The sequence below is a fragment of the Aquabacterium sp. J223 genome (assembly GCF_024666615.1).
GTDB lineage: Bacteria > Pseudomonadota > Gammaproteobacteria > Burkholderiales > Burkholderiaceae_C > J223.
In genome coordinates, this window is sequence record NZ_CP088297.1 from 3,418,933 (window position 1) to 3,437,751 (window position 18,819).

15 protein-coding genes and 1 pseudogene are annotated in these 18,819 nt (G+C 72.3%); 8 read left to right on the forward strand and 8 right to left on the reverse strand.

Features of this window, described 5'->3' with window-relative positions; all coding sequences use genetic code 11:
* Window positions 1–99: 99 nt before the first annotated feature.
* The 3 genes from LRS07_RS16265 to LRS07_RS16275 form a co-directional block, all read right to left on the reverse strand.
* Window positions 100–1,089: a Bug family tripartite tricarboxylate transporter substrate binding protein gene (locus tag LRS07_RS16265; RefSeq protein WP_260499021.1), complete on the reverse strand. Its 990-nt coding sequence runs from the start codon at window positions 1,087–1,089 to the stop codon at window positions 100–102.
* A gap of 141 nt (window positions 1,090–1,230) precedes the next feature.
* On the reverse strand, window positions 1,231–2,199 hold the full coding sequence (locus LRS07_RS16270) for a Bug family tripartite tricarboxylate transporter substrate binding protein (protein WP_260499022.1): 969 nt from the start codon (window positions 2,197–2,199) through the stop codon (window positions 1,231–1,233).
* A gap of 35 nt (window positions 2,200–2,234) precedes the next feature.
* The gene (locus LRS07_RS16275) at window positions 2,235–3,803 is read right to left on the reverse strand and encodes a sulfatase-like hydrolase/transferase (protein ID WP_260499023.1); all 1,569 of its coding nucleotides are present in this window, start codon (window positions 3,801–3,803) and stop codon (window positions 2,235–2,237) included.
* 65 nt (window positions 3,804–3,868) lie between these two features.
* On the opposite strand from LRS07_RS16275, the gene LRS07_RS16280 reads away from it, so the two are divergent.
* Entirely contained in the window at window positions 3,869–4,396 is a 528-nt protein-coding gene (locus LRS07_RS16280; RefSeq protein WP_260499024.1) for a MarR family winged helix-turn-helix transcriptional regulator, read from the forward strand.
* Here the strand turns inward: LRS07_RS16280 and LRS07_RS16285 are convergent, their stop codons facing one another.
* The 5 genes and pseudogenes from LRS07_RS16285 to LRS07_RS16305 all read right to left on the reverse strand — a co-directional run bounded on the left by LRS07_RS16285 (window position 4,397) and on the right by LRS07_RS16305 (window position 11,986).
* A complete protein-coding gene (locus LRS07_RS16285) occupies window positions 4,397–6,397 on the reverse strand; it encodes an acetoacetate--CoA ligase (RefSeq protein ID WP_260499025.1) in 2,001 nt (666 codons plus the stop codon). It abuts the gene before it with no gap.
* A gap of 102 nt (window positions 6,398–6,499) precedes the next feature.
* Window positions 6,500–8,443: an ATP-dependent metallopeptidase FtsH/Yme1/Tma family protein gene (locus tag LRS07_RS16290; protein ID WP_260499026.1), complete on the reverse strand. Its 1,944-nt coding sequence runs from the start codon at window positions 8,441–8,443 to the stop codon at window positions 6,500–6,502.
* 337 nt (window positions 8,444–8,780) lie between these two features.
* Window positions 8,781–9,920, reverse strand: a complete 1,140-nt coding sequence (locus tag LRS07_RS16295) for a branched-chain amino acid ABC transporter substrate-binding protein (RefSeq protein ID WP_260499027.1) — start codon at window positions 9,918–9,920, stop codon at window positions 8,781–8,783.
* Between the two features lie 119 nt (window positions 9,921–10,039).
* Window positions 10,040–10,504, reverse strand: a complete 465-nt coding sequence (locus LRS07_RS16300; protein ID WP_260499028.1) for a DNA polymerase III subunit chi — start codon at window positions 10,502–10,504, stop codon at window positions 10,040–10,042.
* Window positions 10,505–10,509: 5 nt separating this feature from the next.
* Window positions 10,510–11,986 (reverse strand): annotated as a pseudogene (locus LRS07_RS16305) (leucyl aminopeptidase).
* Between the two features lie 31 nt (window positions 11,987–12,017).
* Between LRS07_RS16305 and lptF the strand changes: the two are divergent.
* The 7 genes from lptF to LRS07_RS16340 all read left to right on the forward strand — a co-directional run bounded on the left by lptF (window position 12,018) and on the right by LRS07_RS16340 (window position 18,783).
* Window positions 12,018–13,121 (forward strand): LPS export ABC transporter permease LptF, encoded by a 1,104-nt coding sequence (lptF, locus tag LRS07_RS16310; RefSeq protein WP_260499029.1) that lies wholly within the window; start codon window positions 12,018–12,020, stop codon window positions 13,119–13,121.
* Between the two features lie 10 nt (window positions 13,122–13,131).
* Window positions 13,132–14,247, forward strand: coding sequence for an LPS export ABC transporter permease LptG (gene lptG / locus LRS07_RS16315; protein WP_260499030.1), 1,116 nt, complete (start codon window positions 13,132–13,134; stop codon window positions 14,245–14,247).
* Entirely contained in the window at window positions 14,247–14,633 is a 387-nt protein-coding gene (locus tag LRS07_RS16320; protein ID WP_260499031.1) for a sirohydrochlorin chelatase, read from the forward strand. The genes lptG and LRS07_RS16320 overlap by 1 nt, the downstream gene beginning before the upstream one ends.
* A gap of 20 nt (window positions 14,634–14,653) precedes the next feature.
* Window positions 14,654–15,604 carry a CysB family HTH-type transcriptional regulator gene (locus LRS07_RS16325; protein WP_260499032.1) on the forward strand — a complete coding sequence of 317 codons (951 nt, stop codon included), beginning with the start codon at window positions 14,654–14,656 and terminating at the stop codon, window positions 15,602–15,604.
* Window positions 15,605–15,609: 5 nt separating this feature from the next.
* Window positions 15,610–16,764 carry a pyridoxal phosphate-dependent aminotransferase gene (locus tag LRS07_RS16330; RefSeq protein ID WP_260499033.1) on the forward strand — a complete coding sequence of 385 codons (1,155 nt, stop codon included), beginning with the start codon at window positions 15,610–15,612 and terminating at the stop codon, window positions 16,762–16,764.
* A gap of 232 nt (window positions 16,765–16,996) precedes the next feature.
* Complete coding sequence (locus tag LRS07_RS16335; RefSeq protein ID WP_260499034.1) at window positions 16,997–17,158, forward strand: hypothetical protein; 162 nt, start codon at window positions 16,997–16,999, stop codon at window positions 17,156–17,158.
* Window positions 17,131–18,783, forward strand: a complete 1,653-nt coding sequence (locus LRS07_RS16340; RefSeq protein ID WP_260499035.1) for a hypothetical protein — start codon at window positions 17,131–17,133, stop codon at window positions 18,781–18,783. The genes LRS07_RS16335 and LRS07_RS16340 overlap by 28 nt, the downstream gene beginning before the upstream one ends.
* The last annotated feature ends 36 nt before the right edge of the window (window positions 18,784–18,819 follow it).

Genomic DNA, 18,819 nt, shown 5'->3' on the forward strand with positions numbered 1-18,819 from the left:
AGAGGCACGGTCACGTGACCGTCGCGTCCGGTCCCCATGGTTGGGCGCTCGAACCGGCACATCGGCATTCTCGTCCGCCAGGCCCGCGCCGCCGAAGCCTCAGATCGTCACCTTCGCCTTCTGCACGATGTCGGCGAAGTTCCTCAGGCTCTTGCGCATGTGCTCGTCGAACTGCTCCGGCGTGGAGCCGGTGACGATGAGGCCCATCTCCTTCAGCCGCGGGGCCAGCGCCTCCGACCGGATGACGCGGTTCACGTCGGCGTTGATCTTGGTGATGATCTCGCGCGGCGTGGCACGCGGCAGGCCGATGCCGATGTTGCTGGCGAAGTCGAAGTCGGGGAAGGTCTCTCCCGCGGCGGGGATCTCGGGCGCGCTCGGGTCGCGCTTGACCGACATCATCGCGATCGGCTTGAGCCGGCCCGACTTGATGTGCGGCATGGTGCTGAACAGCGGGTCGATCAGCAGGTTCACCCGGTTCTCGAACACGTCGCCGTAGGCGCCGCCGGCGCCCTTGTACGGGATGTGCGTCATCTCGATGCCGGTCAGCAGGTTGATCTGTTCGCCCGCCAGGTGCATGGAACTGCCGGATCCGGCCGTGGCGTAGGTCAGCTTGCCCTTGTTGGCCTTGCCGTAGGCGATTAGCTCGGCCAGGTTGTTGACGCCCAGTTGCGGCGACGCGGTGAGCACCGTGTTGCCCACCACCAGCATCGTGCCGGACAGGTCGCGCAGGGTGTCGAAGGGCATGTCCTTGCGCAGCGCCGGCTGGATGCCCAGCACGCCGATCGCGAGGATGCCGAGCGTGTGCCCGTCCGGCGGGGATTTGGCGACGAAGTCCGTGCCGGTGATCGTGCCGGCACCCGGCTTGAACTCGACCACGATCGGCTGCTTCCAGATCTTGCTCAGCTCGCTTTCGAGCAGGCGGGCGGTGATGTCCAGCGCGCCGCCCGGCACGTTCGGCACGATGATGCGAACCGGCCCGCGGGGCCAGTTGGCCGCGGCGCCGCTGCCCTGGGCCTGCGCCGCCAGAGGAAGGCCGCCGGCCGCCGCCAGACTGGCGGCGCGCACGAGCAGGTCGCGTCGGTTGGTCATCATCAGAGCATCTCCTTGTCGCTCGGGTCCACGCGCCCGGCGCCTCATTCTTTGCTCTGAACCTGCCCGCCGTCGATTGAGGAAAACGCAGGCGCACCGGCGTCGCGCTTAGAGCGCCCGGCGGGTCGCCTCGGCCCGGCCTCAGTCCAGCTGCAACTTGATGCGGCGCGCCACCTCGCCCCACTTGCGCGAGGTGTCGGCGACCGTCTTCGCCGCCACCGCCGGGTTGCTGGCCACCACCTCCTGGTCGGTGGCCTTGAGCTTGTCCACCACGTCGGGCTGGCTCAGCGCCTGCGCCAGGGACCGGGTGAAGGCGGCGACCACCGGGTCCGGCACGCCACGCGGGGCGAACAGCACCAGCGAGAAGGTGGCGTCGTAGCCCGCGACGCCGGCTTCCGCCACGGTGGGCACCTCGGGCAACGCCGGCGAACGGCGGGCGCCGGACACCGCCAGCGCCACCAGGCGGCCCGAGCGCACGTGCGGCAGCACCGTCGGACCGGCGAGGAAGCCGCAGGGCACCTGGCCGCCGATCACGTCCTGCACCGCCGGCGCCGGGCCCTTGTACGGGATGTGTGCCATGTCGCTGCCGGTGGTGGAGAGCAACAGCTCCGTGGACAGGTGGCCCGGCGAGCCGGCGCCGCCGGAGGCGTAGCTCAGCTTTTCGGCCTTGACCTTCTTCAGCCACTCGGGCAGCGCCTTCACACCCAGCCCGGCGTTGCACACCAGGGTCTGGCTGAAGCTGCTGGCGATCATCACCGGCACCAGGTCGTCGGGCTTGAAGCCCAGCTGCTTGTAGACGTGCGGGTTGACGGTGAGCAGCGTGTCCGTGCTCCAGAGCCAGGTGTGGCCGTCCGGCGCCGCACGCGCCGCTTCGGACGCGCCGAGGTTGCCGGCCGCGCCCGGCTTGTTCTCCAGCACCAGCGGCTGCCGGAACTGCGGCTGCATCTTCTCCAACGCGGCGCGCAGCACGATGTCGCTCGGCCCGCCGGGCGGCAGCGGCACGATGATGCGGATGGGCTTGTCCGGCCAGGCGCCGACCTGGACGGGCGGCGTCTGCGCCTGCGCACCGGCCATGGCGAGCAGGATGGGGAAGAGGTAGCGGCGGCGCATGGCAGGTCTCCTGTCGGGGTCGGGTCGGGTCGGGATCACCACTGGCCGAAGAACACGCCGGCCTTCTTGTGGTTGTCGGTGCGTGATTCGACGAAGGCATCGCTCACGGTGGTGCGGTGCTTGCGGCGGGCCAGGAAGTCGAGCAATTGCCGGCGCATCGCCTCACGCACGGCGGCGTGGCCGGGGTCGCGGCCGAGGTCCTGGAACTCCTGCGGGTCGGCCTGCAGGTCGAACAGCTGCTCCGGCGCACCCAGCCAGTGGACATAGCGCCAGCGCGCGTCGCGCAGCGAAAAGGCACGCGCTTCCTGCGGCGGCTTGCCGAGCAGGCGCCGCGCCGCCTTGAAGCTGTAGTCGAGCTCGGAATAGACGGCCTCCCGCCAGCCGTCCACCGGCCCACCGTGCAGCAGCGGCAGCAGGCTGCGGCCCTCGACGCGGTGGCTGGGCACCTGCAGCCCCAGGGCGTCCAGCAGCGTGGGCACCACGTCCACCGCCTCGACGAAGCGCTCGTCGACGCGGCCCCGTGTGGTGTCGGCTTCGGGCCGCGGGTCGACCACGACGAAGGGCACCTTCTGCACGGTGTCGTAGAAAAGCTCCTTCTCGCCCAGCCAGTGGTCGCCAAGGAAGTCGCCGTGGTCCGCGGTGAAGACGATCAGCGTCTCCTCCAGCAGCCCCTGCCCGTCCATGAACTCGAACAGCCGGCCGAGGTGGGCGTCGAGCTGGCTGATCAGGCCCTGGTAGGCGGGCCGCACGGTGCGGATGCAGTCGTCGCGCTGGAAGCTGAGGCTCTCCTCGCTCTGCCGGTAGGCGGCCAGCACCGGGTGCTCGTCCTCGCGTTCGGCGGCGCTGCGCACCACCGGCAGGCACTGGTCGGCGGTGTACATGGCGTGGTACGGCGCCGGCGCCATGTACGGCCAGTGCGGCTTGACGTAGCTCAGGTGCAGCACCCAGGGCTGATCGCCCATGCGGCGCATGAAGCCCATCGCCTGGTCGGTCATGAAGGCGGTCTCGGAATGCGCCTCTCGCACCCGCGCCGGCAGGTGCACGTTGCGCATCTGCCAGCCGCTCACCACCCGGCCCTCGCCGTCGACGCCGGAGATGACGAAGTCGCTCCACGGATCGGCGCTGTCGTAGCCGTGGGCCCGCAGGAAGGCCGGGTAGCCGCTCTCGTCGCCGGGTTCGTGGTGGCCGTCGTAGCGGTCCACTTCCTCGAAGCCGCCGGCGGCCAGCAGCCGGCCCAGCTCGCTGCCGCCGTCCAGCGCCAGGCGCCGCAGGCCCTCGTCGTCGGGCATCACATGCGTCTTGCCGGCCAGTGCCAGCCGGCGCCCGCTGTCCCGCATGTACTCGCCCAGGGTGCGCTCGCCCACGCCGAGCGGCACCCGGTTCCAGGTCGCGCCATGGCTGATCGGGTAGCGGCCGGTGTAGTAGCTCATCCGGCTCGGCCCGCAGACGCCGCTGTTGACGAAGGCGTTGGCGAAACGCACGCCGCGCCGGGCCAGCGCGTCCAGGTGCGGCGTCTTCAGCCAGGGGTGGCCGGCACAGCCGAGGTGGTCCCAGCGCAGCTGGTCGGCCATGATGAAGAGGACGTTGCGCACCGGGTTCGTCATGCCGGCCACTCTAGAAGCCGCAGAATGGATTGATCAAATCAACTGCCCTCCGGACTCACCCTCGGATGCCGACCTCGCCGCTGCGCGACCCGGCCGACCTGCACGGCCTGCTGAACTACCGGCTGACCCGGCTGCTGTCCGCCAGCAGCGTGCCGGTGATCCGGCTGTGCGAGGGCGGCCACGGCGTGTCGCGCCGCGAGTGGCGGCTGATCGCGCTGCTGGCGCTGCAAGGGGAGATGTCCCCGTCGGCGCTGGCCGACGAAGCCGACCTGGACCGCGCCCGCACCTCGCGCGCGATCACGCAGCTGGCGGCCAAGCGGCTGGTCGAGCGGCGCGCACTGCCGGGCGACCGGCGCCAGGCCCGGGTGCGGCTGAGCGACGAGGGCCGGCGGCTCTACGATGCGCTGCTGCCGCAGGTGGCCGCGCTCAACCGCGCGCTGGTGTCGGTGCTCGACGATGCCGAGCTGGCCGTGCTGGACGACCTGCTGGCCCGGCTGTCGGCGCAGGCGCGCCGCCTGCGCGATGCGCCGTCCGGGGCGCGGGCCGACCGCCACCGCGGCGGCAGCCGGCGCCACTGGGACGACGAGGACTGATCAGCCGCCGCCGGCCGCCGCACGCCGTTCGGCGTAGCGCACGAAGAAGTCGAAGCTGCCCGGGTTGATCATCGCGTCCGGGCTGGCCACCGCCTCCGGCCTGGCGCCCAGCAGCAGCTTGCGCACCGGCAGTTCCATCTTCTTGCCGGTGAGCGTGCGCGGGATCTCGTCCACCTGCACGATCTCGTCCGGCACATGGCGAGGCGACGCGAACTGGCGGATCTGCTGCGCGATGCGCTTCTTCAGCGCCTCGTCCAGCACCGCCCCCGGGGCGAGCACCACGAACAGCGGCATGAAGGACGGCCGACCCAGGTACTCGAGGTCGACCACCAGGCTGTCGCGCACCTCCGGCAGCTCTTCCACCACGCGGTAGATCTCGGCGGTGCCCATGCGGATGCCGTGGCGGTTGATGGTGGTGTCGCTGCGGCCGTAGATGACGCAGCTGCCGCGTTCGGTGAAGCGGATCCAGTCGCCGTGGCGCCAGACGCCGGGAAACATCTCGAAGTAGCTCTCGCGGTAGCGCCTGCCCACCGGCTGGCCGGGCTCCGGCGGGTCATTCCAGAAGTACAGCGGCATCGCCGGCATCGGCCGGGTGATGACCAGTTCGCCGACCTCGCCGACCACCGGCCGGCCCTGCTCGTCGAAGGCCGCCGCGGCCACGCCCAGCTCGGCGCACTGGATCTCGCCGGCGGTCACCGGGAGGATGGCGGCTCCCGACACGAAGCCGCCGGCGATGTCGGTGCCGCCGGAGATGGAGGCCAGCCAGAGGTCGCGCTTGACCTCGCGGTAGACCCAGTCGTAGGCGTCCAGCGGCAGCGGCGAGCCGGTGGCGTTGATGGCGCGCAGCGCCTCGAAGCGCTTGTCCGCGCCGGGCCTGAGGCCGTCCTTCATGGCGCCGATCAGCATCGCCGCACCGCAGCCCAGCAGGGTCACACGCTGCTCATCGACGAAGCGCCACAGCGCGTCGGCATCGGGCCAGCCCGGATGGCCGTCATAGAGCACGATGGTCGCGCCGTTCAGCAGCCCGCCCATCAGCAGGTTCCAGACGATCCAGCCGGTGCCGCCGAGGAAGAGCATGCGGTCGCCCGGCCGCAGGTCGTGCTGCAGCGGCATCGTCTTCAGGTGGGTGAGCACGATGCCGCCATGGCCGTGCACCATCGCCTTCGGCAGGCCGGTGGTGCCGGACGAGTAGACGATCCACAGCGGGTGGTCGAAGGGCAGCCGCTCGAACGACAGCGGCGCCGGCTGGGCGACGGCGTCGGCCCAGGCGATGCGGCCGCGCCAGCCCGGGTCGGCCACACCGGCGGCACCCGGCACATGGATGACGTGCTGCACGCTGGGCAGCTGGTCGAGCAGCTCGGCCACCGTCTGCACCCGGTCGTGCACCTTGCCGGCGTAGCGGTGGCCGTCGCTGGCCAGCAGCAGCTTGGGTTCGATCTGGCGGAAACGGTCCAGCACCACCGTCGGTCCCATGTCCGGCGCGCAGCTCGACCACACCGCCCCGAGGCTGGCGCAGGCCAGCAGCGCCACCACCGTCTCCGGCCGGTTGGGCAGGTAGGACACGACGCGGTCGCCGGCCGTGATGCCCAGCCGGCGGAAGGTGGCGGCGAGCGCGCCGACCTGCTGGCGCAATTCCGCCCAGCTCACCTCCCGAACGCCGCCGTCTTCGCTGCGCGCGATCAGCGCCGGTCGCTCGTGCGTGGCCCAGCGGAAGGCGTGCTCCGCGTAGTTGAGCCGGAGGTTGGGGAACCACACCGCGCCCGGCATCTCGGCGCGCGCCAGCACGGGTTCCGGCGAGCCGTCGGCCTGCACCTCGAAGAAGTCGACCATGGCGCGCCAGAAGGCCTCCAGCTCGGTGGTCGACCACCGCCACAGCGCGGCGTAGTCGTCGAAGGCCAGACCGCGCTCGGTGCGCAGCCAGTCCATGAAGGCCCGGATGCGCGTCGGCGCCATCTGCGCCTCGCTCGGTGCCCACAGCAGCTCGCCTTCGGTCAGCGGCATCGGTCGTCTCCTTGTCGGTCCAGCCCCCGAGCATATCGGCGCCGCCCAAACGATGCGGCCCGCACGAAGGCGGGCCGTTCGATGACCGACGGGTCGGCGCCGTCAGGCCGGCGTGGTCGGCGTGGCGTCGAAGGCCGCCCGCAGCTGCGGGCCGTGCGCCAGCGCCTGCGCCTCGGTGGCGTCCAGCAGCGTGCGCAGCCGCTCGCCGCCGACCGTCTCGTCGTCGAGCAGCGCGTCGGCCAGCTGGTCGAGCACCGGGCGGTGGCGGGTCAGCACCTCGCGGCAGGCGGCCTGCGCGCGGGCCAGCAGCTGCTGCGCCTCGCCGAGCGCGCGCTCCTGGATGTGCGGCCCGATCAGCCCGTCGGGCACGCCCTGCAGGCTGAGCAGGCCGAACTCGCTGGAGAAGCCCATGGCGCTGACCATCTCGATGGCGAGCTCCGAGGCCCGCTTCAGGTCGTCCGACGCGCCCGAGGTGGTGTTGCCGTAGACCATGAGCTCCGCCTCGCGGCCGGCCAGCAGCATGCCGATGCGGGCCTGCAGCTCCTGCTCGCCGTACAGCGGCACCTCGTCCGCCCGGGTGACGAAGGTGACACCCAGCGCCTGGCCGCGCGGCTCGATGCTCACCCGTTCCACCCGGCCCGCGCCCAGCACATGCGCCACCAGCGCATGGCCGCCCTCGTGGAAGGCGATGCGCTCGCGGTGCGTCTGCGTGAAGGCCTGCTTCAGGCTGGACACCTCGCCGCCGAGCTGGAAGGCCTCCAGGGCGCGGTGCACCCGCTCGGCGGTGACCAGGTCCTCGCCCGCCTCGGCGGCCATCACCGCCGCGCGGTTGACGACGTTGGTGATCTCGGCCTGCGACAGCCCGGCACTGGCCCGCGCCAGGGCGTCGGCATCGACGCCGCCGTCGGTCTTCACCCGCGTCAGGCAGCGGCCGAACAGCGCGGCGCGGTCGGCCAGCGTCGGCAGGGTGACGCGCGCGACGAGGTCGAAGCGGCCCGGGCGCTTGAGCGCCTCGTCGACGTTGCCGACGTGGTTGGTCGCCGCGATGACGACCACGTTGTCGCTGGGCGAGAAGCCGTCCATCTCGACCAGCAGCTTGTTGATGATGCGGTTCTCCTCCGACGCGCCGCCGGCCACCTTGGCGCCGCTGGAGCGCTTGCCGATGCCGTCGAACTCGTCGATGAAGACGATGCAGGGCGCATGCTTGCGCGCGGTGGCGAACAGCTCCTTCACCTTCGCGATGCCGGCACCGTAGAACATGCTGGAGAAGTGCGAGCCGTCCACCGCGATGAACTGGGCGCCCACCTCGCCGGCCAGCGCACGCGCCAGCAGCGTCTTGCCGGTGCCGGGCGGGCCTTCGAGCAGCACGCCGCGCGGCGGCCGCGCGCCGAGCGCCAGGTACTTCTGCGGCTCGCGCATGAAGGCGGTGACCTGCTGCAGGGCGGCCTTGGCCTCCTGCGCGCCGATCACGTCGTCGAAGTCGGTGTCGGGCTTCTCGGCCAGTTCGGTCTTGTGGCCGCCAAGGCCACCGGCCTGCTTCAGCACCACGTAGCCGATGCCGGCCAGCAGCGCGACCATCAGCAGCCCGCCGACACGGTCCATGGTGGCGGAAACGGCCGCCGTCCACCGCTCGCCGGCGCTGCGCGGGTCCAGGCGCACCCGAGTGATGGCGAAGCCCTGCTCGCCGCTGGCGGCCTGCAGGCGGGCCAGCAGCGGGTCGGCGCCGCCCGCCGCGGGCAGGCGCTCGGCCGATAGGCGCTCGCCGTCGCGTGTGGTCACCAGCAGGCGCCGCTCGTCGACGCCGAGGGCGGCGATGCGGCCGGCGCCGAGCAGCCGCTCGACCTCGGACACGTCGTGCGGGCGGTCGAGCCAGGCGGCGGGCGTGGCCTCGAACTGCTGCGCCAGCGCCGTGCGTCCGGTGCTCGGCGGCACTTGGCCGCGGTATTCGGACACCACCCCGAGGCCGAGCAGCAGCGCCAGCAAAGTGGTGGTGAGGAGCGCGAGGGCCCAGCGGGGCCAGGAGGAAAGGGACGAGAACAACTTCAACTTCGTTCCTTTGAGCCGAACCGTGATGACACCACGGACCGGCGCCGCCCCAAGCCTGCAACAGGGCCGGTTTGGCCCTGCCGTTCGCGCGACTCGCCTGGGGGCGGCGTTGGCAGACCCGGCTGCGCCACCGGGAGAGAAGGGGTGGAACCGCGCGTCGTCCGGCCGGTTCCCGCAAACCCGGCATTTTTGCCGCAAGAACCGGGCCGCAGGGCAATGACCCCTGGACGCGGCGGATCCTCCAGCGCGGAAAACGCGGCGGGGCGCGATCCAGTGGACCGCGCCCCGCCCGCGTTTCAGCTGGTCACGTCGACCGGGCAGCGCCCGGCCCGACAGGTCAGCGCACCACCGCGATCTGCTCGCGCTTGCCGCCCTTGAAGGTGTAGAGGGTGAGCGCGCCGTTCTTGACGTCGCCCTTCTCGTCGAAGCAGATGTCGCCGGTCACGCCCTTGAAGCCGCAGGTCTTGGCCAGCACCGGGAGGTACTTGGCCGGATCGGCGGAGTCGGCGCGCTTCATCGCGTCGGCGAGCACCATGGTGGCGTCGTAGACATACGGCGCGTACAGCTTCACGTCGGTGTTGAACTTCTTCTTGAAGTTGGCATTGAACTGCTCCAGGGTCTTCTTTCCGGCGCCTTCGACGCCGCCGGCCTCGGCGCAGACCACCTGGTTGTCCGTCAGCGAGCCGGCCGACAGCTTGGGCAGTTCGGCGGTGCAGATGCCGTCGCCGCCCATGAACTTGGCCTTGATGCCGAGCTGCTTCATTTGGCGCAGCATCGGGCCGCCCACCGCGTCCATGCCGCCGAAGAAGACCACATCGGGCTTCTTGGCTTTCAGCGTGGTCAGGATGGCGGTGAAGTCGGTGGCCTTGTCGGTGGTGAACTCGCGGCCGGTGACGGTGCCGCCCGCGGCCTTCACGCCCTTCTCGAACTCGTCGGCCACGCCCTGGCCGTAGGCCGAGCGGTCGTCGATGACGACCACCGACTTGCCCTTGACCTGCTGCACCGCGTACTTGCCGAGCGTGCCCCCGAGGTGCACGTCGTCGGCCACCACGCGGAAGGCGGTTTTGTAGCCGTTGCGGGTGTACTTCGGGTTCGTCGCCGACGGCGAGATCTGCGGGATGCCGGCGTCGCTGTAGAGCTTGGACGCGGGGATGGTGGTGCCGCTGTTCAGGTGGCCGATGACGCCGGCGACCTTGGAGTCCACCAGCTTCTGCGCGACGGCGGTGCCCTGCTTGGGGTCGGCACCGTCGTCCTCGGACAGCAGCTCGAACTTGACCTTCTGGCCGCCGAGCGTCATGCCCTTGGCGTTCAGTTCGTCGATCGCCATGCGGGCGCCCAGTTCGTTGTCCTTGCCGAGGTGGGCGATGGCGCCGCTCATGGGTCCGACGTGGCCGATCTTGACGACCATCTCCTGCGCGACGACGGGCCCGGCGGCCAGGGCGGCGGCCAGGACGATCCAGGGCGACTTGAGCTTCATTCGGGGAATCCTCCGGTGGGTGATCAACAGCGACCCCGCTTGCACGAAGCGGGCCGGTGTGACCTTACCCGATGCGCCTGCTGCCGCGCCCCCGTATCGCCACGAAGGCGCGAGGGCGCTCAGCCGCCGCCGTCGAAGCGGTGGTGCTGGGGCGCCCGGCCGGCCGCCTCGTGGCGGCGCCAGCGCTGGCGGCCGGCGTCGCGTTCGGCGGGTTCGGTGCCGACGACCTCGACCACCCGCGGGCTGTGCTCGGCCTGCCCGGCCCAGGCCGGCCCGAGGTTGAGCAGCAGCGCCTCGGCGGGGCCGGCGCCGTCGGCCTCGACCAGCCAGACCGGCGTGCGCCGGGCGAGCGCCGGCACGGGTGCCGGCTGGCCGGCAGGCCAGCGCAGGTGCGGCAGGAAATCACCGGGCGGGTCGGTCCACAGCGCCTGGTCGAGCCGGGCCAGCAGGGGCGGTTCGCCGCGCACCACGACCTTCAGTCCGTGCACCTGCATGCGGCGCAACAGCCGCATCGCGTGCGCCAGCTTGTCCGCCACCCCGCTGTGGAACACCACGCTGGGCGTCTGGGCAGGCGCAGCCGCCATCGGCCTCAACCCGCCTGCGACAGCAGCCAGTTCACCAGCAGCGGCACCGGCCGGCCGGTGCTGCCCTTGGCGGCGCCGGACTTCCAGGCGGTGCCGGCGATGTCGAGGTGGGCCCAGGGGTAGGCCTTGGCGAAGCGCTTGAGGAACATCGCCGCGGTGATGGCGCCGCCGGCGCGGCCGCCGACGTTGGCCACGTCGGCGAAGTTGCTCTTCAGGCCCTCGTCGTACTCCTCGTCCAGCGGCAGGCGCCAGCACGGGTCGAGCGCGCGCTGGCCGGCGGCCAGCAGCGCCTGCGCCAGCGCGTCGTCGGGCGAGAACAACCCCGAGTTGACCCCGCCGAGCGCGATGACGCAGGCGCCGGTGAGCGTCGCGATGTCGACCACCGCCCGCGGCTTGAAGCGCTCGGCGTAGGACAGCGCATCGCACAGGATCAGCCGGCCCTCGGCGTCGGTGTTGAGGATCTCGATGGTGGTGCCGGCCATGCTGGTCAGCACGTCGCCGGGCTTGAACGCACGGCCGCTGGGCATGTTCTCGCAGGCGGGGATGAGGCCCACCACGTTGAGCTTCGGCTTCAGTTCGCCGAGGGCGCGGAAGACGCCCAGCACGCTGGCCGCGCCACACATGTCGAACTTCATCTCGTCCATGTCGGCGCCCGGCTTCAGCGAGATGCCGCCGGAGTCGAAGGTGATGCCCTTGCCCACCAGCACCAGCGGCGCCTCGCCCTTCCCCGCCCCTTTCACGCCGCCCGCGTGCCGCAGCACGATGAACTTCGGCGGCTCGTCGGAGCCCCGGGCCACGCCGAGGAAGGCGCCCATGCCCAGCTTTTCGCAGTCCTTGCGGTCGAGCACCTCGCACTTGAAGCCGTGGGCCTTGGCCAGCGCCTCGGCCTGCTCGGCCAGCCAGGTCGGCGTGGCGACGTTGGGCGGCCGGTTGCCGCAGTCGCGGGCGAAGGCGACGCCGGCGGCCACCGCCGCCGCGCGGTCGAGCGCCGACTGCAGCGACGCCGCCTGCGCCTTGGCGCCGTACAGCGTCACCCGCGCCAGCTTGGGCGCCGGGGCGGCGCTGGGCTTGGTGGCGCGGTAGCTGTAGGCCGCATCCGCGGCAGCGGCGACCAGCGCCTCGACCTGCTCGGGTGAGGCGCCATCGGCCGCGCCACCCACCACCACCGCCAGTTCGGTCACGCCCAGGCCCTTGACCGTGCCCAAGCCGGCGGCGGCCGCCGACTTCATCGCCTTGGCGCTGCCGTCCCCCCGCCACCGCGACCGCGAGCCGCGGTGCCTTGAGGCCGACCAGCCGGTGCAGGTAGAGGCTGCGGCCGGCCTTGAGGACCAGGTCGCCGTCCTGCACCGCGGCCTGCAAGGCGCCTTGCAGCGGGGCCTCGAGCCCGGAAGGCAGCGCGTCGCCGACCAACAGCACCAGCAGCGCGTCGCCGGGCACGGCGGCCACGCCGCCAGCGGGCAGCGCACGAAAGCGGAAGTCCATAATCGGTTTCAGTCCCAAAGGCTATCAATCGATGTTATTCGATTCGACTTTGCGTCGAGAGCTGGCGCGCAGCTTCGGCGCCACCCTGGTGGTGATCCTCACCATCGTGCTGACCATGATGCTGATCCGCACGCTGGGCCAGGCGGCGGGCGGGCGCGTGGCGCCCCAGGACGTGGTGCTGCTGCTGGGTTACGCGGCGCTCGGCCACCTGCCGACGATGCTGGCGCTGTCGCTGTTCGTCTCCATCGTGTCGACGCTCGGACGGCTCTACCGCGACAGCGAGATGGCGGTGTGGTTCGCCAGCGGCGTCGGGCTGACGCGCTTCCTCAAGCCGGTGCTGCTGACCAGCTGGCCGGTGCTGCTGCTGGTGGGCACGCTGGTGCTCATCGTCTGGCCCTGGGGCAACCGCAACAGCGAGGACCTGCGCCAGCGCTACGAGCAGCGCTCGGACCTGTCGCGCGTGTCGCCCGGCGTGTTCCAGACCTCGCGCGACGGCCGCCGCGTCTTCTTCATCGAACGCGACCAGGGCAGCGAAGCCGAGGGCCGCAACGTCTTCGTGCTGTCCAGCGACGGCAACAGCGAGTCGGTCACCTCGGCGCGCAGCGGCCGCCTGGTGTCCGAGGGCAACGACCGGCTGCTGGTGCTGGAGGACGGCCAGCGCAACGAGCTCGATCTCGCCACCGGCGAGAAGACGCTGGCCCGCTTCGAGACCTACCGACTGCTCGCATGGGAAGGCGGCGCCCGGCCCGAAGAGCAGCGCCGGCCGCGCTCGCTGGCCACGCCCACGCTGCTCGCCGAGCCCACCGGGCCCAACCAGGGCGAACTGAGCTGGCGCCTGGGCCTGCTGCTCGGCGCGGCCAACCTGATGCTGCTCGGCCTGGGCCTGGCCGCCAGCAACCCGCGCCGGCCGTCGAACTGGAACCTGCTGTTCGCGCTGCTGGCCTTCGTCGTCTACTACAACCTGATCAACCTCGGCCAGGCCTGGGTGTCCTCCGGCCGCTACGGGCTGGTGCCGGTGCTGGTCGGCCTGCACGGCGGCGCCTTCGTGCTGGCGCTGGCGTTGATGTGGTGGCGCGAGCAGGCGGTGGTCGCCTTCCGCCTGGCGCCGCAACGCCGGCGCGGCGCGGCGCGGTGAGGGGCCCGGCATGAGGACCGTGCGCCGCCTGCTCTACCGCGACATCCTGAACTCGGTGGTCTTCGTCGCGCTCGCCTTCCTGTCGCTGTTCTTCTTCATCGACCTGGTCGACGAGCTGGGCGACATCGGCCGGCCGGGCTACGGCATGGTGCAGGCGGTGCTGGCCGGTCTGCTGGAACTGCCCGGGCACTTCTACGAGCTGTTCCCGATCGCGGTGCTGATCGGCAGCATCTACACGCTGTCGCGGCTGGCCGAGTCGTCCGAGTTCACCATCCTGCGCACCGCCGGGCTGGCCCCGGGGCAGGCGCTGCGGCTGCTCGCCGCGCTGGGTCTGGTCTTCGCGGCGTTGACCTTCGCCGTCGGCGACGGCCTGGCGCCGCTGACCGAACGGCAGGCGGTGCAGGTGAAGAACGCCGGGCGCGGCGTGCAGGTGGGCGGCAGCGGCGCCTGGCTGCGCGACCGGCAGGCCACGCCAGAGGGCGAACGCAGCTACTCGGTCAACGTGCTGCGCGCGAGCGCCGACGGGGCGCTGGAACAGGTGCGCATCTACGAGTTCGACGACCAGGGCCGGCTGCTCAGCCGGCTGCAGGCCGAGCGCGCGCGCATCGTCGGTGCGGTGTGGCAGCTCGCCGAGGTGCGCCGCAGCACCTGGCCGGCCGAGGCCGCGGCCCGCGACGACGGCCGCCCGGCGGCCGGCGAGGAACGCCTGGACCGGCTCGACTGGGCCAGCGGGCTGGACGCCGGGGTCGTCGCCTCGGCGGTGCTGCCGCTGTCGACGATGTCGACGCTGGACCTGTGGCGCTACACCGGGCACCTGAGCGACCAGGAACAGGCGGTGCAGCCCTACGCCATCCGCTTCTGGAAGAAGGCGCTCTATCCCTTCGCCTGCGTCGTGATGCTGGCGCTGGCACTGCCCTTCGCCTACCTGCACGCCCGTGGCGGCGGCATCAGCTGGCGGGTGTTCGGCGGCATCCTGCTGGGCATCAGTTTCGTGCTGCTGAACAACGTCGCCGGTCACCTGGGCCTGTTGAACCGCTGGACGCCGTGGGTGGTGGCCGCCACGCCGAGTGCGTTGTACCTGCTGCTGTCGCTGGCCGCCTTCGCGTGGCTCGTCCGGTACCGCTGATGACCCCCACCCCGCAAGGCCTGCTGCTGTTCGCCCATGGCGCCCGCGACCCGGCCTGGGCGCTGCCGTTCCAGGCGGTGGCGGCGCAGGTGGCGACGCGGCGGCCGGACCTGTCGCTGCGGCTGGCCTTCCTCGAGTTCATGGCGCCCGACCTGCTCGCCGCCGGCGACGAATTGGCGGCCGAGGGCTGTGCCGAGGTGACGGTGCTGCCGCTGTTCCTCGGCGCCGGCGGCCATGTGCGCAAGGACCTGCCGCGGCTGCTGGACACGCTGCGCCAGCGCCACCCCGGTGTGCGCTTCAGCCTGCAGCCGGCGGTGGGCGAGATGCCGGCCGTCATCGACGCCATGGCCGCCGCCGCGGTGACCGCCCTGCCCCCTTCCCCCTGACCGGCCGGCCCGCACAGCGCATGAACCTGCACCAGTTCCGTTTCGTCCAGGAGGCGGTGCGCCGCAACCTCAACCTCACTGAGACGGCCAAGGCGCTCTACACCTCGCAGCCGGGCATCTCGAAGGCCATCCTCGAGCTGGAGGAGGAGCTGGGCGTCGACATCTTCGTGCGCCACGGCAAGCGGTTGCGCCGCGTCACCGAGCCGGGGCAGGAGGTGCTGAAGGCGATCGAGGTCATCCTGCGCGAGGTGGGCAACCTCAAGCGCATCGGCGAGGAGTTCTCCAAGCAGGACGCCGGCACGCTGTCCATCGCCACCACCCACACGCAGGCGCGCTACCTGTTGCCCGAGCCGGTGGCGCAGTTGCGGCTGAAGTACCCCAAGGTCAACGTCAGCCTGCACCAGGGCACGCCCGAGCAGGTGGCGCAGATGCTGGTCGAGGAGACGGCCGACATCGGCGTCGCCACGGAGTCGCTGGCGGGTTACAGCGAGCTGGTCACCCTGCCCTGCTACGAATGGCAGCACGTCATCGTCGTGCCGGCCCACCACCCGCTGGCGCAGATGGAACGGCCGACGCTGGAGCAGCTGGCGGCCGAGCCGCTGGTGAGCTACCACCCCTCCTTCACCGGCCGCAAGAAGGTCGACGCGGCCTTCGAGCGGGCCCGGCTGAAGCCGCGGGTGGTGCTGGAGGCGATCGACTCCGACGTCATCAAGACCTACGTGCGGCTCGGCCTGGGGGTGGGCATCCTGGCCGAGATGGCGGTGCGCGACCCGGTCGCCGACGCCGACCTGGTGTGGCGGCCGGCCGGCCACCTGTTCGGCCAGAACGTCTCGCGCGTCGCGTTCAAGCGCGGCGCCTACCTGCGCAACTTCGTCTACGCCTTCGCCGAGCTGGTGAGCGACCGGCTGTCGCGCGCGCTCATCGCCCGGGCGATGGCCGGCGATCCCGAGGAACAGGACTTCGGACTCTGACCGACATGACCACACCCGCCCTGAACAGTCGCCTGCCCGAGGTGGGCACCACCATCTTCACGGTCATGTCGGCGCTGGCGCAGCAGCACGGCGCGGTCAACCTCGGCCAGGGCTTCCCGGATTTCGAGCCCGACCCGGCGCTGCTGCAGCGGGTGACGCAGGCCATGGCCGACGGCCACCACCAGTACGCGCCGATGACCGGCGTGGCGGCGCTGCGCGAGGCGGTGGCGGCGAAGATCGAGCAGCAGCACGGCCACCGCTACGACCCGGGCGAGGAGGTCACCATCACCGCCGGCGCCACGCAGGCGCTGCTGACGGCGGTGCTGTGCTGCGTTCACCCGGGCGACGAGGTCATCGTGCTCGAGCCCTGCTACGACAGCTACGGCCCGGCGATCGAGCTGGCCGGCGGGCGCATCGTGCGCGTGCCGCTCACCGCCGGCACCTTCCGGCCGGACTTCGACGCCATCGCGGCCGCCATCGGACCGCGCACCCGGGCGCTGATGGTCAACACGCCGCACAACCCGAGCGCCACCGCCTGGACGCGCGACGAACTGGACCGCCTGGCCGCGCTGCTGGCGCCGACCGACGTGCTGCTGATCGCCGACGAGGTCTACGAGCACATGGTGTTCGACGGCCGGCCGATGGCCGGCGCGTCGGCGCATCCGCGGCTGGCCGAACGGGCCTTCGTCGTCTCCAGCTTCGGCAAGACGCTGCACGTCACCGGCTGGAAGGTGGGGTATGTCGCCGCGCCGCGCGCCTTGAGCGCCGAGTTCCGCAAGGTGCACCAGTTCAACGTCTTCGTCGTCAACACGCCGATGCAGCATGCGCTGGCGGGGCACCTGCAGGCGCGGCCCGAGGCGTGGCAAGGGCTGCCGGCCTTCTACCAGGCCAAGCGCGAGCACTTCCGCGCCGGCCTGGCCCGCACGCGGCTGCGGCTGCTGCCATGCGAGGGCACCTACTTCCAGTGCGTGGACATCCGCGGCGTCAGCGACCGTGGCGACGCCGACTTCTGCCGCTGGCTCACCACCGAGGTGGGCGTGGCCGCGATCCCGCTGTCGGCCTTCTACGCCGACGGCACCGACCAGGGTGTGGTGCGCTTCTGCTTCGCCAAGCGCGAGGCCACGCTGGACGAGGCGCTGCGGCGGCTGCAGGCGCTGTAGCGCCAGGCCTCGCCGGCGGTTCAGCGGCGCGACGGACGGCTCGGGTCGACCGCCGCGGGGTCGTCGCGCACGAGTTCGAGCGAGGGCCGGCCGGGCACCGCATCGCCCCCCGGCGGGCCGCGGGTCGGTGGGCGCCGGGTTCGCGGGTGCGTCGGCCGGGGGCGGCGGCGCGTCGGCGGCGGGCGGCAATTCGAGCTCCAGCACCAGGTCCAGCGCGTCGAGCTTGGGCGCCATGTGCGCGCTGTCCGGCACGCCCAGGGGTGTGACGCCGGCCGACGGCACCAGCGGATCGGCCACCGGCGCCACCGGCCCGTCGCTCAGCGGCAGCAGCACGTCGACGTTGGCGCCGTCGTCGCCGTCGGCCGGTTGCTGCAGCTCGCGCGTCAGCCAGTAGAGGAACAGCAGGTCCTCGTAGGCCGCGAGGTCGAAGCGCTCGTCCGGGCCGCCGCGGCGGAACAGCAGCGCCTCCAGCTCGGCCATCGCGTCGAGCGGTTGCGGCCAGACCGCCTGCAGCCGCGCCAGCACCGGCGGGTAGTCGGCCAGCTCGCGCTGCACCGCCTCGGCATCGGCCCAGCGCGGCGCGTTGGCATTGAAGCGCTGCTCGAAGCGCTCGCGCGTGCGCTCGTAGGCCACCTCGTCGTCGAGCCGGCGGTAGATCTGCATCAGCTTGAGGTAGGGCATGGGTCTGGTGCCCCCGGTGCCGCGCAGCTGGGTCAGCAGCAGGTCGATGGCCGCGTCGTCCTGGCCGAGCACGAGGAAGAAGTCGGCCTGCTGCTCGAGGTCGATGTGCTCCTCGATGCTCAGGCCGCGCCGGGTCTCGGCCGCCATCGGCGAGCTCACCGGCAGCAGCGGAGTCGGCGCCGGGCGGGGCGCCACGGGCGGCGGCGGGGGCATCCCCATGGCCGGCGCGGCGGCCGGTGTCACCAAGGCGCCGGGCGTGGTGATGACGGTCGACGAGGTGTCGGCCGGCGCCTCGCCGGAAGGACCGGCGCCGTGTGCCGGCGACGGTGCAGCGTGCGGGTCGGCGGGGTGCGGCGATTCGGCCTGCCACCAGCGCGCGTGTTGCTGCTGGCGCCGCAGGCGCAGGGCCAGCAGCGCGCAGGCCAGGGCAAGCGCCGCCACCAGCAGCCATGGCCACCAAAGCGACTGCTGCTCGCGCGCCCGCGCCTCCCGCAACGCGGCCAGCTGGTCGCGTTGCGTGGCGGCATCGGCCTGCAGCTGCGCCAGGCTCTTCTCCATCGCGCGCAGCCGCTCGGTCGCGGCCGATGCGGCCGCTTCCGCGGCACGCGCCTGCTGCTGCGCGGCCAGCAGCGCGGCGGCCTGCTCCTGTGCCGCCAACAGCGCGGCGGCCGACGCCGCCGCGGTGGCCGGCGCGGCGGCGGTCTCCAGTTGCAGGCGGTTGCCACGCGGCGGCGGCGCCGAGGTGCGCGGGGCGGCGGCGCTGCGACCGGGAGGCGCCGGATCGCCCTCGCCGGCGACCAAAGCCCCCGCCGACGACGGCGCCATGGGGCGGCGCGCGGCGCGGGTGGGCGCCGGTGCCGCGGACGACGACGGCGGGGTCCCACGCTGCGGGGCCGCCGGGGCGGCGGCAGCGTTCAACGGCCGCCCCTGCGCGTCGACCGGCGTCGCGCTCGGCGCGACGGCCGCCGCCGGCATCGTCGGCGGGTCGACCAGCGCGACCAGGCGGCGCTGCAACCGCACCGGACAACCGACGCTGAGGGTGATGTTCACCACCGGCTCTTCCATCGCCACCGTGGTGACGACACGTGCCACCGCCTGCTGGCCATCGGACCCGGGCTCGATCGACACCTCGACCTGCTGCGGCGAGAGGCGGGACTCGCCGGCAACGACCTCGGCCGCCACGCACTGCGGGTCCAGCGTTTCGCCGTCGAGGTTGACCGGCACCCGAAGCCGCAGCGGTTGACCCAGCAGCGCGGTCACGCCGATGGCGCCGAACCCCAAGGCGCCCGCATCGCCGGCGCCGATGACGAAGGCCAGGCTGAGCAGGACGGGCGCTGAGCGCAGGCGCATGCCGGGGTGGGTTCGGTTCTGGGG

Excerpts from the sequence above, each read along its gene's own strand:
- LRS07_RS16265 (WP_260499021.1), bottom strand. The coding sequence starts at position 1,089 with ATGACCAACCGACGCGACCTGCTCGTGCGCGCCGCCAGTCTGGCGGCG.
- LRS07_RS16270 (WP_260499022.1), bottom strand. The coding sequence starts at position 2,199 with ATGCGCCGCCGCTACCTCTTCCCCATCCTGCTCGCCATGGCCGGTGCG.
- LRS07_RS16275 (WP_260499023.1), bottom strand. The coding sequence starts at position 3,803 with ATGACGAACCCGGTGCGCAACGTCCTCTTCATCATGGCCGACCAGCTG.
- LRS07_RS16280 (WP_260499024.1), top strand. The coding sequence starts at position 3,869 with ATGCCGACCTCGCCGCTGCGCGACCCGGCCGACCTGCACGGCCTGCTG.
- LRS07_RS16285 (WP_260499025.1), bottom strand. The coding sequence starts at position 6,397 with ATGCCGCTGACCGAAGGCGAGCTGCTGTGGGCACCGAGCGAGGCGCAG.
- LRS07_RS16295 (WP_260499027.1), bottom strand. The coding sequence starts at position 9,920 with ATGAAGCTCAAGTCGCCCTGGATCGTCCTGGCCGCCGCCCTGGCCGCC.
- LRS07_RS16300 (WP_260499028.1), bottom strand. The coding sequence starts at position 10,504 with ATGGCGGCTGCGCCTGCCCAGACGCCCAGCGTGGTGTTCCACAGCGGG.
- lptF (WP_260499029.1), top strand. The coding sequence starts at position 12,018 with ATGTTATTCGATTCGACTTTGCGTCGAGAGCTGGCGCGCAGCTTCGGC.
- lptG (WP_260499030.1), top strand. The coding sequence starts at position 13,132 with ATGAGGACCGTGCGCCGCCTGCTCTACCGCGACATCCTGAACTCGGTG.
- LRS07_RS16320 (WP_260499031.1), top strand. The coding sequence starts at position 14,247 with ATGACCCCCACCCCGCAAGGCCTGCTGCTGTTCGCCCATGGCGCCCGC.
- LRS07_RS16325 (WP_260499032.1), top strand. The coding sequence starts at position 14,654 with ATGAACCTGCACCAGTTCCGTTTCGTCCAGGAGGCGGTGCGCCGCAAC.
- LRS07_RS16330 (WP_260499033.1), top strand. The coding sequence starts at position 15,610 with ATGACCACACCCGCCCTGAACAGTCGCCTGCCCGAGGTGGGCACCACC.
- LRS07_RS16335 (WP_260499034.1), top strand. The coding sequence starts at position 16,997 with ATGTGCGCGCTGTCCGGCACGCCCAGGGGTGTGACGCCGGCCGACGGC.